The 16,277-nt window shown below is 41.0% G+C and carries 21 protein-coding genes, 1 other RNA gene and 1 pseudogene; 18 read left to right on the forward strand and 5 right to left on the reverse strand.

The genetic code is table 11. The features are described from left to right. Positions 1 to 59 precede the first annotated feature (59 nt). Positions 60 to 875, reverse strand: coding sequence for a 3-methyl-2-oxobutanoate hydroxymethyltransferase (gene panB / locus CCS77_RS03035; RefSeq protein ID WP_107916541.1), 816 nt, complete (start codon positions 873 to 875; stop codon positions 60 to 62). An 85-nt stretch (positions 876 to 960) separates the two neighbouring features. Between panB and CCS77_RS03040 the strand changes: the two genes are divergently transcribed. The 4 genes from CCS77_RS03040 to CCS77_RS03055 all read left to right on the forward strand — a co-directional run bounded on the left by CCS77_RS03040 (position 961) and on the right by CCS77_RS03055 (position 2,494). Further along, entirely contained in the window at positions 961 to 1,365 is a 405-nt protein-coding gene (locus CCS77_RS03040) for a hypothetical protein (protein WP_004317574.1), read from the forward strand. 30 nt (positions 1,366 to 1,395) lie between these two features. After that, positions 1,396 to 1,754, forward strand: a transfer-messenger RNA (tmRNA) gene (ssrA, locus tag CCS77_RS03045). A gap of 88 nt (positions 1,755 to 1,842) precedes the next feature. Beyond that, positions 1,843 to 2,274, forward strand: coding sequence for a WG repeat-containing protein (locus CCS77_RS03050; RefSeq protein ID WP_107916542.1), 432 nt, complete (start codon positions 1,843 to 1,845; stop codon positions 2,272 to 2,274). Further along, a complete protein-coding gene (locus tag CCS77_RS03055; RefSeq protein ID WP_107917285.1) occupies positions 2,255 to 2,494 on the forward strand; it encodes a ribonuclease in 240 nt (79 codons plus the stop codon). Before CCS77_RS03050 ends, CCS77_RS03055 begins: the two co-directional genes overlap by 20 nt. Positions 2,495 to 2,545: 51 nt before the next feature. Here CCS77_RS03055 and sppA read toward each other — a convergent pair whose 3' ends face one another. Both sppA and mqnF read right to left on the reverse strand, forming a co-directional pair. Next, positions 2,546 to 3,409, reverse strand: a complete 864-nt coding sequence (gene sppA / locus CCS77_RS03060; protein ID WP_107916543.1) for a signal peptide peptidase SppA — start codon at positions 3,407 to 3,409, stop codon at positions 2,546 to 2,548. After that, a complete protein-coding gene (mqnF, locus tag CCS77_RS03065; RefSeq protein WP_107916544.1) occupies positions 3,397 to 4,614 on the reverse strand; it encodes an aminofutalosine deaminase family hydrolase in 1,218 nt (405 codons plus the stop codon). The genes sppA and mqnF overlap by 13 nt, the downstream gene beginning before the upstream one ends. An 84-nt stretch (positions 4,615 to 4,698) precedes the next feature. Between mqnF and aroQ the strand changes: the two genes are divergently transcribed. Genes aroQ through mnmA form a run of 11 tightly spaced genes read left to right on the forward strand, consistent with a single transcriptional unit; the run spans position 4,699 to position 13,540 of the window. Next, positions 4,699 to 5,178 (forward strand): type II 3-dehydroquinate dehydratase, encoded by a 480-nt coding sequence (gene aroQ, locus CCS77_RS03070; RefSeq protein WP_004317604.1) that lies wholly within the window; start codon positions 4,699 to 4,701, stop codon positions 5,176 to 5,178. Further along, positions 5,175 to 6,200, forward strand: coding sequence for an aminopeptidase P family protein (locus CCS77_RS03075; RefSeq protein ID WP_103575842.1), 1,026 nt, complete (start codon positions 5,175 to 5,177; stop codon positions 6,198 to 6,200). The genes aroQ and CCS77_RS03075 overlap by 4 nt, the downstream gene beginning before the upstream one ends. Next, positions 6,197 to 6,673 carry a 2-amino-4-hydroxy-6-hydroxymethyldihydropteridine diphosphokinase gene (gene folK, locus CCS77_RS03080; RefSeq protein ID WP_004317550.1) on the forward strand — a complete coding sequence of 159 codons (477 nt, stop codon included), beginning with the start codon at positions 6,197 to 6,199 and terminating at the stop codon, positions 6,671 to 6,673. Before CCS77_RS03075 ends, folK begins: the two co-directional genes overlap by 4 nt. A gap of 9 nt (positions 6,674 to 6,682) precedes the next feature. Then, positions 6,683 to 8,041: a flagellar biosynthesis protein FlhF gene (flhF, locus tag CCS77_RS03085; RefSeq protein ID WP_021090073.1), complete on the forward strand. Its 1,359-nt coding sequence runs from the start codon at positions 6,683 to 6,685 to the stop codon at positions 8,039 to 8,041. After that, positions 8,034 to 8,900 (forward strand): P-loop NTPase, encoded by an 867-nt coding sequence (locus CCS77_RS03090; protein WP_021087392.1) that lies wholly within the window; start codon positions 8,034 to 8,036, stop codon positions 8,898 to 8,900. Before flhF ends, CCS77_RS03090 begins: the two co-directional genes overlap by 8 nt. Positions 8,901 to 8,913: 13 nt before the next feature. After that, positions 8,914 to 9,258 (forward strand): hypothetical protein, encoded by a 345-nt coding sequence (locus CCS77_RS03095; protein WP_012140116.1) that lies wholly within the window; start codon positions 8,914 to 8,916, stop codon positions 9,256 to 9,258. After that, a complete protein-coding gene (locus CCS77_RS03100; RefSeq protein WP_004317527.1) occupies positions 9,230 to 9,934 on the forward strand; it encodes an RNA polymerase sigma factor FliA in 705 nt (234 codons plus the stop codon). Before CCS77_RS03095 ends, CCS77_RS03100 begins: the two co-directional genes overlap by 29 nt. Next, positions 9,934 to 11,037, forward strand: a complete 1,104-nt coding sequence (fliM, locus tag CCS77_RS03105) for a flagellar motor switch protein FliM (RefSeq protein ID WP_012140115.1) — start codon at positions 9,934 to 9,936, stop codon at positions 11,035 to 11,037. The genes CCS77_RS03100 and fliM overlap by 1 nt, the downstream gene beginning before the upstream one ends. Next, positions 11,027 to 11,881 (forward strand): flagellar motor switch protein FliY, encoded by an 855-nt coding sequence (gene fliY / locus CCS77_RS03110; RefSeq protein WP_103557968.1) that lies wholly within the window; start codon positions 11,027 to 11,029, stop codon positions 11,879 to 11,881. Before fliM ends, fliY begins: the two co-directional genes overlap by 11 nt. Continuing rightward, positions 11,881 to 12,471, forward strand: a complete 591-nt coding sequence (locus tag CCS77_RS03115; RefSeq protein ID WP_021090074.1) for a TIGR00730 family Rossman fold protein — start codon at positions 11,881 to 11,883, stop codon at positions 12,469 to 12,471. Before fliY ends, CCS77_RS03115 begins: the two co-directional genes overlap by 1 nt. Positions 12,472 to 12,487: 16 nt before the next feature. Beyond that, complete coding sequence (mnmA, locus tag CCS77_RS03120; protein WP_256372123.1) at positions 12,488 to 13,540, forward strand: tRNA 2-thiouridine(34) synthase MnmA; 1,053 nt, start codon at positions 12,488 to 12,490, stop codon at positions 13,538 to 13,540. On the opposite strand, the gene CCS77_RS03125 is transcribed toward mnmA, so the two are convergent. Continuing rightward, complete coding sequence (locus tag CCS77_RS03125; RefSeq protein ID WP_107916547.1) at positions 13,527 to 13,889, reverse strand: DUF488 domain-containing protein; 363 nt, start codon at positions 13,887 to 13,889, stop codon at positions 13,527 to 13,529. The genes mnmA and CCS77_RS03125 overlap by 14 nt on opposite strands. 132 nt (positions 13,890 to 14,021) lie before the next feature. On the opposite strand from CCS77_RS03125, the gene CCS77_RS03130 reads away from it, so the two are divergent. The 3 genes and pseudogenes from CCS77_RS03130 to CCS77_RS10605 form a co-directional block, all read left to right on the forward strand. Beyond that, positions 14,022 to 14,429 (forward strand): hypothetical protein, encoded by a 408-nt coding sequence (locus tag CCS77_RS03130; RefSeq protein WP_107714861.1) that lies wholly within the window; start codon positions 14,022 to 14,024, stop codon positions 14,427 to 14,429. A gap of 100 nt (positions 14,430 to 14,529) precedes the next feature. Next, a complete protein-coding gene (locus tag CCS77_RS03135; RefSeq protein ID WP_004317514.1) occupies positions 14,530 to 15,459 on the forward strand; it encodes a ribose-phosphate pyrophosphokinase in 930 nt (309 codons plus the stop codon). Positions 15,460 to 15,669: 210 nt separating this feature from the next. Next, a pseudogene (locus CCS77_RS10605) lies at positions 15,670 to 15,750 on the forward strand (hypothetical protein); the annotation flags it as partial. Between the two features lie 47 nt (positions 15,751 to 15,797). On the opposite strand, the gene CCS77_RS03140 reads toward CCS77_RS10605, so the two are convergent. Beyond that, positions 15,798 to 16,211 (reverse strand): Rrf2 family transcriptional regulator, encoded by a 414-nt coding sequence (locus CCS77_RS03140; RefSeq protein ID WP_107916548.1) that lies wholly within the window; start codon positions 16,209 to 16,211, stop codon positions 15,798 to 15,800. Between the last annotated feature and the right edge of the window lie 66 nt (positions 16,212 to 16,277).

Below are 16,277 nucleotides of genomic sequence, written 5' to 3' on the forward strand. Positions count from 1 at the left end.
GTGTCACGTGATTAAAAATTTGCCGTAGTAAATTTGCGTTTTTAAGTTTAGCTATAAATTTAACCCTTATACGAAAACTCTTCGCTTGGGAAAATTTTGTTTTTTACTTCATTAGCGTAGCTTTGTACGCCTTTTCGCACAAGAGTGGCTCCGTCAAGATAGCGCTTAACAAATTTAGGCTTAAAGTCCTCGAAGAAACCCAGCATATCAGACCAGACAAGCACCTGACCATCGACGTCTGCTCCAGAACCTATACCGATAACTGGCACACGAACCTGTCTTGTTATCTCGCTTGCTACATTGCTAAGCGTGCCCTCAAGAAGTATGCTAAACGCGCCAGCTTGCTCAAACGCCAAAGCCTCCTCAACCAGCCTTTTTGCCTCAAGCTCGCTTCTGCCTTTTATCTTGTATCCGCCTTCAAATTTAAAAAACTGCGGCTTTAGTCCGATGTGAGCCGTCACGTTTATGCCCTCTTCGCAGAGACGTTTTACTAAATTTACCTGATGCATGCCAACTTCAAGCTTCACCGCATCGGCATTTGTCTGCTTAAAAAATTTCATCGCATTTTTGATAGCTTGTTTTTCATTTGTGTAGCTGCCAAATGGCATATCAGCTAGGATAAAACTCTTTTTAGCCCCGGCGCAAACAGCCTTTGTGTGATAAAGCATGGTGTTCATATCAGCACTTAGCGTGCTCTCTTGCATGTTAAAGCTCATATTTAAGCTATCGCCAACAAGGATCACATCAGCATAATCATCAAAAATTTTAGCAAAAAGCGCATCGTAGGCAGTTATCATCACGATAGGCTCGATGCCTTTTTTATTTTTTATATCATTTATAGTGAGTTTTTTCTTTGCGATTTTTTCATCTCTCATGGCTAAGTCCGGTAAAATTTGTGATAATGCTAACAATTTTATCAAAATTTTGCTACAATTACGCCAATTTCTTAAGGACATGAAAATGGGTATATTAAAAAGGCTTGAAGTCGATTATTCTTATGATATAGTTGAGGAGTTTCTCTCCCACTACACTTTGATGTGCGATTTACTAGAGCCTTTGATAATAAATTTAGGAAGAGCTGATAAATATAAGGAGAGCATTTTAGAGCTTTCTAGGATCTTTCACAATATCAAATCAGCAGCAGGTTTTATGCATCTTGACCCGATCTTAAAGCTCACTACTTTGGCTGAAGAGGTCACTCAAGAGGCTAGAAGCTTAAAAGGTCCAGCAAATGATAAATTTATAGATTGGTTGCTGCTTATTAGCGATCAGTTTCATAAATACAAAGGCGACGTCGAGAAAGACCTAGAGTATTTTAGCGTCCTTGAGCCAAAGATCATTGACGTACCTGCAAAGCTTGACTAAACAATCCAACTAAACCATTTCATTTTTTATGGGAGCGACTTGGCTTCGACAGGAGCAGAGTCTGTACGGTGGCACGTCGCTTTGAGCAAAGCGTAAAAAGCTCAAATTAAATTTAAACGCAAACAACGTTAATTTCGCTCCTGCTTACGCTAAAGCTGCGTAAGTTCAGTTGAGCCTCGCTTTGTCTCATTCTAGCTAGGATGTAAGCGAGTAATTTAGCTAGAGTAGGCCAGTAAAGTGACTGCTTGCTAGCTGAAATTTTAGTCTTAGTCTAAATTTTGGTTTTGGAAAGTGAGCCTTTTTAGATGAAATTTTCACTTTTGCTAAGCGTGTAGAGGCTGTACGGATTTTGCTTTTGGACAGGGGTTCGATCCCCCTCGCTTCCACCACCTTACTTTAAAATTCTCTTAATTTTTACTCACTTTTAAAATAATATAAACTAAAATAACACAACTCATATAAACAAAGGAGAGGGATATGTTTTTGGGATTTGATGGTGTTTGGAGTTTTAACGAAGGCTTTGCTGCTGTTCAAAAAGATCGCAAATGGGGATATATAAACACTAAAGGTGAGCAGATCGTAGAGTGTCAATTTGATGATGCTGATTTTTTTCACGAAGGCTTTGCTGTTGTTAAAAAAGATTACAAGTATGGATACATAAACACAAAAGGTGAGCAGATCATAGAGTGTAAATTTGATTATGCTTGGTATTTTAAAGAAGGCTTTGCTCCTGTTCAAAAAGATGGCAAATGGGGATATATAAACACCAAAGGTGAGCAGATCATAGAGTGTAAATTTGATGACGCTTATAGCTTTTACGAAGGCTTTGCTGCTGTTCAAAAAGACGGCAAAAGGGGTTATATAAACACCAAAGGATGTTTTGTCATTTTTGACGAAAGCAAAAAATGAGATAGTGGTGCTTGATAAGGCTATAGACAGGTCAAATAATACTTTCTACTTATCACGACTAGGTGATAAATTTGGGCTTTTGGATGAAAACTTTAGTGTCGTTATCAAAAATAGCATTTATGGTAAATTTGAGGTGCTTCAAAGGATAAATGAAACTACTTTTTTGATAAAAATAGCAGAGCGAGAACTCTTTGTGGATAGCGAGGGGAATTTCAGATAAGCTAGCCATAAAAAGCTTTGCTAGCTAGTTAAATTTAACTTGGCTGGTTTTTTATCTAAGCTTTGTCTCGAAAAATGCGTTAAAAAGTGAGTTTATGCCTTGCTTTGTAAATTTCTCCATTATCTTTTCGAGCTGCGGTTTTTCTTGCCAGACGGGCTCATCTACGAGGCTCATTTTTGCTAGCTCATTTTGAGCGTCTATGTAGCTGCCAAGGCTGTCTATTAGCCCCATTTTTAGGGCATTGTGCGCCAAAAAGACCCTTGCGTTTGCCCACTCGTCTTTTTTCTTGATATCTAAATTCCTAGCCGCCGCCACGTCGCTTACAAAGAGCATGTAAGCGTCATTTACGAGCCCTTGCAAGCTCTCGCGCTCCTGCTTGCTCCAGCTCCTCATAAAAGTGCCAGCCTCTTTAAACTCGCCAGCCTTCACCACCTGCTCGCTCACGCCTAAATTTTTGGCTAAATTTTCGATGTTTGCCCCTTGCATGATGACGCCGATCGAGCCGATGAAAGCGCCTGGGTTTGCTACGATAGTGTCGGCATTTACGCCAGCGTAGTAGCTGCCACTTGCCATGTTGCCAGCTGCGTATGCGAGCACCTTTTTGCTCTCTTTTAGCCTCTTGACCGCCATGGCTAGCTCCACGCTAGGGCTTAGCGCGCCGCCTGGGCTGTCGATGTAGAGTAGCACGCCTTTGATGTTGTTATCCAGCCTTGCTTTTTCGAGTCCTTCTAAAATTTCGCTAGTATCTACTAACGTGCCGGTGATGTCAATGCGGGCTAAATTTGGCTCTTTCATCTTGCCATCTGGTGCGAATATAAAAAATAAAATGAGTAAAAATATGAGCGCCTTAAAGTAGTTATTGATAAATTTAAAAATTCCCAAAATTCCTCTAAAAATAAGCCTTAAAATTTGCAAATTTTGCCTCCGATATATAGTTTTTTAGCCTCGTTTGTGTGAAGTATGAGCTGAAGTATTAGCTCGCTATCATCGCACTCTAGGTCGTTATATATGGCAAGATCAGCTGCGCGTCCAGCCCTTATCTCGCCGTTATTTGTCCTAAGCGCCTTTGCGCCCCCATGCGTTGCAGCGACAAAAAGCCTGGTGGCAAGCTCGTTTAGATCAAGGCTAGCATGGGTAAAAAGTGCAGCTCTTAGTTCATGCCAGAAATTTAGGATGATATTTGAACTAAGGCCGTCTGTGCCGATGTTTAGACTGACGTTGTTTTTGAAAATTTCTTTTAAATTTAGCGCCTTTTTGCCAAGTAGCCTGTTTGAAACGGCGCAGTGTGTCACGCTGTGATGAGGCTTAAATTTAGCAAAATCGCTCACATAAACGCAGTGTGTAAAGAGAGTATTTATCTCACGAAACATCGCAAAGTAGCCCTGCGCGTCATACATCGGCTTAGGATCTTGGCTAAATCTTAAAAGATGCTTTTTAAAGCCACCGCTACCGTGCTCTAGCCACTGCTTTTCAGCCTTGCTCTCTAAAAAGTGCGTGCTAACAAGAAGATCATCCTTTTTAGCTATCTCAAGGGCAGCTTTAGCGAGTGTTGGGTGCACAGAGTAGGGCGAGTGAAGCGAGATGGCTGGGGTAAAATTTTTGTTTTTATAGCCCTTTGTTTTTTCAAATTTAGCTAAGAAATTTTGCAAATTTTGTTCACTCATCTGCTCGCTTGAGCCTAAAATCTCACTAAAAAGCACGACTTTAATCGGACTAGTGGCTAAAATTTCAAGATCACTACCAAAGCTAGATATCTCGCCAATGGCACAAACTCCGCTTTTAAGCAGCGAATTTATGGCTTCACTCATCGCTTTTTTAGCGTCTATCCTAGCTAGCTCGCGGCCTTTATCGACGATAGAGCCAAGCCATTTTATAAAGTCGCCATATTTTAGGGTGCTAACGTTTGAGCTAAATTCCAAATGAACGTGCGTATTTACGAAGGCTGGGGCTATCACGCTATCACCAAAGTCGCAAATTTTCGCCTCTTTAAATTTCTTTTGCGCCTCTTTTTCGTTTATAATTTCTAAAATTTTACCTTCATCAATGACAAGACAAGAATTTCTTAAAATTTTTGGATTTTCTCCGCCAGTGATGATCTTTTTTGCTTTTAAAATTTCCATTTCTAGCCTTAAATTTTTGTTATTGTAGCGAAAATTTAGGAACGAAAATGTATAATTTGGGCTATTTAATCAAAAAGGAGTGACATGGATAAGAAGCTAAAAATAATGGTTATCCAAGGCCCAAATATCAACATGCTTGGCGCTAGAGAGCCAGGAATTTACGGCGTTATGAAGATGGAGGATATCCACTCTCAAATGAAGATCGTCGCCGATCAAAATGACGTTGAGATCGAGTTTTTTCAAAGCAACCTTGAGGGCGAGCTAGTCGATAAGATCCAAGAGTGCTTGGGCGATGCTGACGGCATCATCATAAACCCAGCCGCTTACACTCACACCTCTATCGCTATCCGTGACGCGCTAAGTGCGGTTGCGCTACCAGTTATCGAGGTGCATATCAGCAACGTTTATAGAAGAGAAGAGTTTCGTCACAAAAGCCTCATCGCACCAGTTGCGGCAGGTCAGATCGTGGGCTTTGGACCAGTTGGCTATCATTTAGCGATGATAGGCATGCTTCAAATTTTTGAGCAAATCAAAGCAGTAAGAGCAAATCAAAAAGCACAATGAATTTCATCTTAAAGGACGAAAACGCCGTATTTTACGAGTGCGGCTACAGCTGCGACAATGAGTTTTTGCTATGCCTTGATGGCGTGAAATACTTTTTCACGGACGCGAGATATTATTTCGAGGCAAAAAGCTGTGTAAATGCAGGCGTAGTCGTTCTTTTAGCGCAGAGAAATTTAATAAGTGAGGTGCGGGCATTTTTAAGAAAGATGAAGCCAAGCAGCCTCGTTTTTAACCCTGATGAGCTAAGCTTAAGTGAGTTTAACGCGCTAAGCAAGGGATTTAAGATAAATTTCAAGCCAAAGGCAAATTTCTCTAGGCTAAAGAGAATTTGCAAGAGCGAAGATGAGATAAAAATTTTAAAAAAAGCTAGCGAATTTGGGGCGAAATGCTTTGACGAATTTGCTAAATTTGTGCGTGAAAATGGCGAAGGGATGAGCGAAAAAGAGCTTCATTTCAACGCCTCGCTCATCTTTAGGCAAAAAAATGAGCTAGGCCTTAGCTTTGATCCGATCGTGGCGATAAACGAAAATGCCGCAAAGGCGCATGCACTGCCTGGGGATAAAATTTTAAAAAGTGGCGATTTGCTGCTGCTTGACGCTGGGGTTAAATTTAAGCGTTACTGCTCTGACCGCACTAGAACTGCTTGCTTTGATGAAAATTTTAACTTCTCAAAGGAGCAAAAATTTAAAAACGCCAAGATGCAAGAAATTTACGAGATCGTAAAAGAGGCTCAGGTTGCTGCGATAAAGGTCGCTAGAGCTGGCGTTAGGGCGTGTGAGATAGACCTTGCAGCAAGAAGTGTGATAGCAAAGGCTGGATATGAAAAGGCTTTTTTTCACTCGACAGGACATGGCGTAGGTGTTGATATACACGAGCTTCCAGTCATCTCAGCAAGGAGCGAAACGCTCATAAAAGAGGGCATGGTCTTTAGCGTGGAGCCTGGAATTTATCTAGAAAATGAATTTGGGGTGCGCATCGAGGACGTCGTGGTTGCAAGAGAAGGTGGGTGCGAAATTTTATGAGGCTAGCTGGAGCAAGAAAGATCGTAAAAAGCCGTTTTTGCCCTAGTTTTTTTCAAAAAAGAGATGAGTTTAAGTATGAGGCGCTAGTTGGCATGGGTGGCAACATCGGCGATAGCGCAAAGAGGTTTGATAAATTTATAAGAGCGATTAGTGAAGATAGGCGTTTTCACGTGGTTGAAGTCTCGCCGATCCTTATAAATGCGGCGTTTGGCTACGAAGCGCAGGATGATTTTAGTAACGCTGTTATAAATTTACAAACATCTATGAGCCCTAGAAATTTGCTAAAAATTTTGGGGCACTATGAGAGTAAATTTAAGCGCGTGAGGACGTTTAAAAATGCGCCACGCACGCTTGATCTGGATATTTTGTATTTTAGTAAAAAAGTCTATAAGACGCCGCGCCTTATCGTCCCGCACCCAGGGGCTAGCAAGAGGCTTAGCGTGATCGTGCCACTAGGGCTTATGAGAGGTTAAAGGATATAAATGGCTACAAAATTTCATACTTTTACAGGCGAGAGCACCATCGAGGCTTTGAAAAAGGCTCAAGAGGCGTGCGGCGAGAAGGCCATACTCGTTACCACAAAGCAAATTCAAGCCAAAACGATAAACAAAAAGCCGCTTTATGAAATTTTAGTAAGCGTCGAAGAGGACGAGGTAAAGCAGCCACCAAAACCAAATGTAAAAGCAATAAACTATGAAAATGCCTACTCTAAATTTAGTAAAAACTACGAGCCGCCAAAGCCAAAATTTGAGATAAAAGAGGAGCCTGCTAAATTTGAGGCAAAGACGACGTCGCCTGAGCCTTACGATCCAAATGAGAGCGTGCTTTTAAACATCTCAGACGTCGCAAAAGAGATAAGCGCGATCGCAAATGTCGATATGAACGAGATAAAAGAGCCAAACACAAATGGCATGAATAAAAAAATAGACGATGTGGCAAAGCAAGTAAGCGTGCTAAGCGAGAAAATAGGGCTGATAACTGACATGATCTGGGACGAAAAGGCCCCAAATCGCAACAATCTCTCGATCCCGCCAGAGTTCGCTAGCATCTACAAGCTTGCAAAACAAAGCGGCATGAAAGAGGAGCATTTAGAGGCGATCATGCAAACGACGCTTGAAAATTTGCCAGTCTCGATGAAAAGCAACCCAACCGCGGTAAAAAGGTACTTCTACTCACTTTTGAGAAATATGCTGCCATGTAGAAAAGAACTAAACGATAAAAAACAGCGCATAATGATGCTAGTTGGTCCAACTGGAGTTGGCAAGACGACGACTCTTGCAAAGCTCGCGGCTCGTTTTGCTTACGGCAACGAAAAGCGCTATAAAACGGGCATCATCACGCTTGATACGTACCGTATCGGAGCGGTCGAGCAGCTATTTCAATACGCTAAGATGATGAAACTGCCAATCCTTGATGTGATAGAGGTAGAGGACTTTCAAAACGCCATAAAGCAGCTTAGCTACTGTGACGTGATACTAATCGACACCACTGGAAATTCACAGTATGACAAAGAAAAGCTTGAAAGACTTGATAAATTTTTAAAGCATAGCGGCGCAAAGATCGATGTAAATTTAGTCCTCTCAGCTGGCTCAAAGGTCGAGGATCTGATAGAAATTTATAATGGATTTTCATTTTTGGAGATCGACACTTTAATAATCACCAAATTTGACGAGACCAAAATTTTTGGCAACGTCTTTTCGCTGATATATGAGACAAATACGCCAGTTAGCTACTTTAGCGTGGGTCAAGAGGTGCCTGATGATCTTGTGGAGGCGAAGAGCGAATTTTTAGTAGAGTGCGTGTTTGACGGCTTTACAAAGCAAAAGGCTAGTGATGAATAACCAAGCGCAAAAACTACAAAATTTAGTCCAGTCTCAAAATAAGGCTAAAAATACGCATTTTATAGCGATTACAAGTGGCAAAGGCGGCGTTGGCAAGAGCACGATAAGTGCAAATTTGGCAAATGTCTTGTCGCAAAATGGCTATAAAGTAGGGCTATTTGATGCTGATATCGGCCTTGCAAACCTTGATGTGATCCTAAATGTAAAAATGGGCAAAAACCTGCTTCACGTGCTAAAGGGCGAGTGCAGCTTAAAAGATATCTTGATACCTATAAATAAAAATCTCATCCTCATCCCTGGCGAGAGCGGCGATGAAATTTTGAAATTTAATAATCAATTTTTATTTGAGAGATTTTTAGATGAGGCGAGCGAACTTGATGGGCTTGACTTTTTGATCATCGACACCGGTGCTGGCATAGGCGGCAGCACGCAGCTCTTTTTAGAGGCGGCTGATGAGGTTGTCGTGGTAACCGTGCCTGACCCTGCGGCGATAACTGACGCGTATGCGGTCATAAAGATCGTTTCAAGATTTAAAAATAACGAGCTTTTACTTTTAAATATGGTAAAAAACGAGGCTGAGGCTACTAGAATTTATGAAAATGTAAAGCGAGTGGCAAATGCAAATATCGGACCAAATTTAAATTTAGAGCTAATTGGCTACGTGGCTTCTGATAAGAGCGTGGCAAGGAGCATAAAGCAAAGGACACTCTTTACAGATGACGAAGCTTACGGCTCTGCTAGCGTGCAGATCAAGCAGATAGCTTCGAATTTGCTTTATAGGTTGGAACGAAAAGTGCTTAAAGATGAGCAAAGCAGGAGCTTTGGGGGCTTCTTTAAGCGTTTGATAGAACAATTTTAATGGAGATTGAGCTTTGCGTGCAGAAAATTTTATAGCATTTTTTACGGTTTGTGGATTTTTCATAGGCATAGTTTTTACCTTGCTAAAGGTGAGCGAGCCTATCGAAATGCTCGTTTATACGCTAGTTATTACTTTATTTTTTTACCTTATAATTCACATCGTGATAATGAACTACGTCGATGTAAAAAGGACTTTGAAGAAATTTTTTGACAAGCAAAGACATGAGGAGATCGCGGACTATCTCATCTCTGAGCTAAACGTTAGGGAAAAACGGATGGAAAATATCATGCTAAAAGTAACCACCGAAAATTTAGACTCTGGTAAGCAAAATGTACGAACTAAAGCAAAAGCAGCTTAACGCTTATAAAAGCACCATTAAAAAAGAGCAAGACGAGATCGTCTTAAAATACATGCCAGCTCTGCGTGCAATGGCGTTTAGACTAAAGGAGCGCTTGCCTTCAAGTATCGACGTAAATGATCTTATAAGCGTTGGCGTTGAAGAGATGATAAAGCTTAGCAGGAAGTATGACAAAGAGCAAAACGACTCATTTTGGGGATATGGCAAAAAGAGAATTTATGGCTCGATGCTTGACTACCTTAGAGCGCTTGATGTTGTTAGCAGAAGCGATAGAAAGCTAGTAAAGAGCATAAATACCGAGATAGATAACTACTTTAACACACACGAAGAAGAGCCAAGCGATGAGTATCTGGCTGAAAAGCTAAATGAAGATATCGAAAAGATAAGAGAGGCAAGGGGTGTTAGTGGCATCATCACCATTTTGCCGATCGATGAACAAATGGAGCTAATCGGTCAAAGCGATGTTGAAAAAAGCGTAGAAAAAGAGGATCTTATCTTAAAGATCGAAAGTGCGTTAAAAGACTTTGATGAGCGCGATCAGATGATAGTTCAGCTTTACTACTACGAAGAGCTAAATTTAAAAGAGATCAGCGAGATAATGAATATCAGCGAGAGTAGAATTTCACAAATTCATAAACGTTTGCTTGATCGCATCAGACGCAGCTTGGGGGTTTAATGGCTGATATTTTAAGTCAAGAAGAGATAGATGCACTACTTGAAGTCGTCGATGAAGACGGCGATACGAGCAATATCGAGATAGAAGAGAGCCCGCAAGGCGAGCAAAAGCAGATCATTATCTATGACTTCAAGCGTCCAAACCGCGTCAGTAAAGAGCAGCTCCGTGCGATAAAAGGTATCCACGACAAGCTTGCTAGAAATTTAGCTAGTCAAATTTCAAGCGTTATGAGAAGTATCGTTGAGCTTAGGCTTCACAGCGTCGATCAGATGACATACGGCGAGTTTTTGATGAGTTTGCCAAGCCCAACGAGCTTTAACGTCTTTTCGATAAAGCCACTCGATGGAAACTGCATCTTAGAGATAAATCCAAGCATAGCATTTCCTATGATAGATCGCTTACTTGGTGGAACTGGCGAAAATTTCGAGGCAAACAGAGAGCTAACTGACATCGAGGTAAATTTACTCGATGCGGTGCTTAGGATGATCATGCAGCGCCTAAAAGAGAGCTGGTCGATGATAACTGATATGTATCCAAACGTCGAGGCTAAAGAGAGCAGTCCAAACGTCGTGCAGATCGTATCTCAAAACGAGATCGTTATCATGGTCGTCATGGAGATCATCGTTGGTGGCTCAAGCGGCATGATAAATTTATGCTATCCAGTCATCTACCTAGAGCCGATCCTTTCGCGCCTTGCAAATAGGGACATCATGCTTGGCGAAACTAGCGCTAAAAAGAGTAGAAACAAAGAGCTAAAAACTCTAATAGGCCGCGCTGAGGTGCTTTATGAGGCGATCCTTGGTAAATCAATCGTTAGCGTAAATGAGTTTTTAAATTTAAAAGAGGGCGATATCTTAAGGCTTGATAGAGGCGCTGATGATAAGGCGATCGTTTGCATCGATAAAAAAGAGGTATTTTTAGCAGAAGTTGGGCTTCATAGATTTAGAAAGTCTATCAAGATCGAGCAGTTAATCCGCTCTGATAAAGACGAGATCAAACACATCCTAGAAAAATACGAAGAAGAGCGAAAAGCAAAACTAATGGCATACGACGAGGCCAACGAACACAACAACGAAGAAGAGAGCGAAGATAATGACGAATGAATTTTTTAACATCTTTTCAAATGAACTAAAAGCGACCATCGAAGGGCTGACGGGCAGAGCGCCAGAGATCGGCGAGAGAAATGAATTTGACGCGCCAGCGCAAAATGGCATAAAACCGCCAGTTGTCATGGCTAGTGTGACATTAAGTGGTGACATCAATGCAAAAGCAGAGATCGCCTGCACGCCGGTGCTTATAAGTGCGGTTAGCGAGTGGATGATGGGCGAGGAGGAAATTTCAAAAAATGAAAACCTCGGTAGCGACGAGCTTGACGCCGCAAAAGAGATATTTTCAAACCTCTTTAGCGCCTTTAGCACCTCTCTTGGAGCGCAAAAGGGCATGCCAAAGATCAGCTTTGAGGTGATAAATGTAAATTTCTTAGATGAAAACTCATCGCTTGATTTTAGCGTTTTTGAAAAGCTTTTTTTGTTTAACATAAAGATCGAGGATCTAAATGAGCACGTGGCTTTTGTCTGCGATCACACGCTTATGAGATTTTTTGAGCCTGCTAAGAGCGAGCCAGCAGATGGCGCAAAGGCTCAAGCTGCTCCTCATGCACTAAAGGGCGAATTTAGCGCAGAAGAGATGAGAAATATCGGCCTTATCATGGACGTAAGGCTACCAATGCGCGTTCGTATCGGCTCAAAAAGGATGCTCTTAAAAGATGTGCTAACCATGGATATAGGCTCAGTCATCGAGCTAAATCAACTCGCAAACGACCCGCTTGAAATTTTGATAGGAGATAAGGTGATAGCCCTTGGCGAAGTTGTCATAATAGACGGAAACTTTGGCATTCAGATCACTCAGATAGGCTCAAAACGTGAGAGGCTTCAGCAGTTAAAATAATGAATGAATTAGTAAATGATCTCTTAAAATTTCCAAGCGTTTTAAAGTATAAAAACAAAAATGTAACCTTCTTTGGCTCGGCTAGATTTGATGAAGAAAATTTCTACTGCAAAAAGGCATACGAGCTAGCTTACAAGCTAAATGAGCTAGGTTTTGCTATCTTAACTGGCGGTGGGGACGGCATAATGAGAGCGGCAAATAAGGGTGCATTTGATAGCGCAAAGTCCCCTAGCGTCGCACTAAACGTGAGGCTTCCGTTTGAGCAAAATACAAATCCATACGTCACCGCAAAATATCTCTTTTCAAATTTAAGCCCAAGAAAATTTGCCCTAACTGATAGCTCTATCGCATTTGTCGTCTTTCCTGGCGGCTTTGGCACACTTGATGAGCTATTTGAAATTTTGGTACTTGCTCATGTTGGCAGCAAAAAAGTGAAAATTTTTCTTTATGGATGCGAGTTTTGGCAAGGGCTTGATGAGTTTATACGAAAGACGCTGATCCCTCAAAAAACGATAAACGAAGAAGATCTAAGCTTATATAAAATCACCGATGATCTGGAGCTTATCGTAAGCGAAATTTTGGCTATTTAAAAATAAGATATAAAATATCGCCTTTAAATTTAAAAAAGGTAAAAATATGAAAATAATGGTTGCAATGAGCGGCGGCGTAGATAGCACGATGACGGCTAAATTTCTGCAAGAGGCTGGACATGAGGTGCAAGGCTGCTACATGATGCTTCATCAAAAGCCAGGATATCATGAAGAAAACATCAGAAAAGTCAAAAAAGTGGGCGAATATCTTGGCATCAAGGTGCATATCCTCGATCTGCAGGATAAATTTAACGAATATGTCTATGATCCATTTGTCAGGCTTTATAAAGAGGGCAAAACGCCCAATCCTTGCGCCTTGTGTAATAAATTTATAAAGCTTGGTGCTCTACTTGACTTTGCAAAGGCAAATGGCTGCGAGAAGCTTGCTACTGGGCATTACGTGCAGGTGGTTGATGGTTTTATAACCTGCGCCAAAGATCCTAGCAAGGATCAAAGCTACTTTTTAGCTCAGGTGCCAAAAGAGGTGCTAAAAGATGTCATTTTCCCGCTTGGGGATAAATTTAAAAAAGATATCAAAGAGCTAGCAAGAGGCGTAAAAGTGCTTGAAGAGTTCGCTACTCAGGCAGAAAGCAGTGAAATTTGCTTTGTGGAAAATACCTACATTGAGGTTTTAAATAAGCACTACAATACAAATTTGCCAGGCAACGTGGTCGATAAAGACGGCAATATCATCGGCCGCCATCAAGGCTACATGCACTACACTATCGGCAAACGCCGTGGTTTTGAGGTTTTTGGCGCTCATGAGCCACACTTTGTCATCAAGATAAACGCTGATAAAAACGAGATCGTTGTCGGCACAAAGGATGACCTTGCTCAAAAGGTGGTTGAGCTTGAAAACGTAAATTTATTTATAGATGAAGATAAATTTGAGTGCGAAACAAAGATAAGGTATAGAAGCCCTAAACTTGAGGCTTTTGTAGAGGTTGATAAAGCTAGCAAAACCGCAAAGCTAACGCTAAATCAAAACGCACTTGGCGTAGCGCAAGGTCAGCTTTGCGTGATGTATGAAGGTGATCGCGTCATCGCAAGTGGCTTTATAAAGAACTAAGCGCCTCTTTTATCACCTTAACGTGGCTAAATTCTGGCTCTTTGACAGCAGTTAGAAGCGCCACGTTTTTATACTCTTTTTCTAGCTTTTTAAGCTCTTTTAGCCCCTCTTGCTCCTCTTTGCCATTTAGCTCTTGCCTAAATCTTTTGCAAAACTCATCAAACCTAGCCTCCTTATCCTCATGAAACCATGACCTTAGCTCGTTTGATGGAGTGACTGATTTTAGCCAGATGAAGCTAGAAAAGATCTCTTTTTTCACGCCTCTAGGATAAAGTCTATCGATAAAGACACCTTTAAAACTCTCGTCGTCGCTTTTAATAAAGTCGTAAATTCTGTAAATTTTAAACATGAGCGTGATTTTAGCCCTGATAAAATAAAAAAGTCAAAAATATTTTTAACTAATTATCTTCTTTAAATTTATGTTGCCTTTTTTATTCTTTTGAAATAAAATAACATCTGGATTTATTTCAAGGAGGTTATGATGAAAGTTTTAAATTTAGCTCTACTTTGCGCGGTTGCAGGTCTATTGTCTGGTTGTGTTGCTCCACAGTTTGAACCAAAGCCGTTGTCACCAAATTCAAAAGGTATAGCTATGGTAAATTCTACACCTTATAGCTGCAAAGTTTTAGGAGAGGCAGAGGGAAGCGATGAGGCAAATGGCAGAATAAACCCAGCTATTGAAAGACTTAGACAAGGTGCGATAAATGATCTAAAAAATGAAGCAGTTGAAATAGTAGGACTCCATAAAAGAGTCGTACTTTACATTATAAAAGAAGAGGCGCTTTGCTACTGGCTTTTTGAAGGTATCAAAGCCTGCCCTGTGGGAAGCTCGTCTGCGCTTGGTTATAGGGTAAGAGCTCAAATTTTTGACTGCGGAGATAAAAACTAACAAATTTAACTTTAAATAAAGTAGCTGGAATAATAAATTTAAATTTAAAGCTCATTTTGATAAAATCCCAACATAAAGATCACTAAAAAAGGTTACTATTATGAGAGGCTATAAAATTTTCTCAGGCACCGCAAATATCGAGCTTTCGAAGAAAATTTCGCAATATTTGTCGCTTCCGCTCAGTGAAGCTAGCATAAAAAGATTTAGCGATGGTGAGATCAGCGTGCAAATCGGCGAAAGCGTGCGTGGAAAAGATGTCTTTGTCATCCAGCCAACATGCGCCCCAGCAAATATAAATTTAATGGAACTTCTTATCTTAACTGATGCTTTAAAACGCAGCAGTGCAAGCTCTATAACAGCGATCGTGCCGTATTTTGGCTACGCTAGACAAGACAGAAAAGCAGCTCCTAGAGTGCCTATCACTGCAAAACTTGTGGCAAATATGATGCAAACAGCAGGCATCGACAGGGTCGTTACTATGGACCTTCATGCAGGACAAATTCAAGGATTTTTTGACATCCCAGTAGATAACCTCTATGGTAGCATCATCTTTAACGACTACGTAAAAGCTAAAAATTTACCAAATCCAGTCGTCGCAAGCCCAGATGTAGGCGGCGTGGCTCGTGCTAGAGCCTTGGCAAAAAATCTAAATTTATTAGATATGGTCATCGTTGATAAACGCCGCGAGAAAGCAAATGAGAGCGAAGTTATGAACGTGATCGGCGATGTTAAAGGCAAAGATGTGATCTTGGTTGATGATATGATCGACACCGCTGGCACCATCGTGAAAGCAGCTGAGATTTTCAAAGAGCGCGGCGCAACTAGCGTAATGGCGTTTTGCACGCACCCAGTGCTTAGCGGACCAGCCTATGATAGACTAAAACTTGGCTTTTTAGACGAGTTAGTAGTGACTGATACGATCCCGTTAAAAGAAGAACTCCCTTGTATAAAAGTGCTAAGCACAGCTTCACTCTTTGGCGAAGTGATACGCCGTGTTTATCACAACGAAAGCGTAAATAGCTTGTTTTAGTAACCATTGCAGGCTAGAGCGTTAGCCTGCTAAATTTATCCATTTTGGCTAATTGATATTTATCTGTTGGGTTAAATTTCTAGCCCAAAAGACTTAAAATCCTGCTTGCAACAAGCCTAAATTTAAAGCCAAATAAACAAAAATCACAATGAAATCTCGCCGCTAAATTTCTACATGCTAGCCACTAAAATTTAAGCTCTAATCAAAAGGTGCAGTGCCGATCAGATCCGCGTGGGAGCTGCGACAAATGCCGTTAGGATCGCACAAAAATGGATAGCAATGCAGGAGTAGTTTGTAAATTTATTTTAGGCTAGAAAGGATCAAGCTCTAGCCTAAATTTATCTTGCAAGCTCGTCTAATAAATCTTGCAAAGTAACGCTTTTTAGCTCGTTTTCTAGGGCAGTTTGCGCCCTTAAAAAGTGTCCGCTCAAAAGCTCTTCTATCCTGCCGCCGACTGGGCAGGCTTTTGGCGAGTCAGAGTGAATTTTAAAAAGTTTTTCTTTCTCATTTACTGCGTTAAAAATTTCAAGCAAATTTATATCTTTTGGCTCTTTTGTAAGGCTTACCCCACCAACTCCAGCTGCGACATTTACGAGCCCTGCAGCCTTTAAGACGCCAAGTAGCTTTCTAACGATAACTGGGTTTGTATTTATGCTACCAGCTATAAATTCGCTTGTAACCTTTTCATTTTCAAAAAATTTAGCACACAAAAGCGCGTGTATCGCAGTTGAAAATTTAATGCCAACTTGCATGATCGTCCTTAAATTTTTCGTGATTATACTTAAATTTTCTGCCAAAGACAGCCAGCTAAATTTGAC

Source organism: Campylobacter concisus, from assembly GCF_003048375.1.
Lineage (GTDB): Bacteria > Campylobacterota > Campylobacteria > Campylobacterales > Campylobacteraceae > Campylobacter_A > Campylobacter_A concisus_T.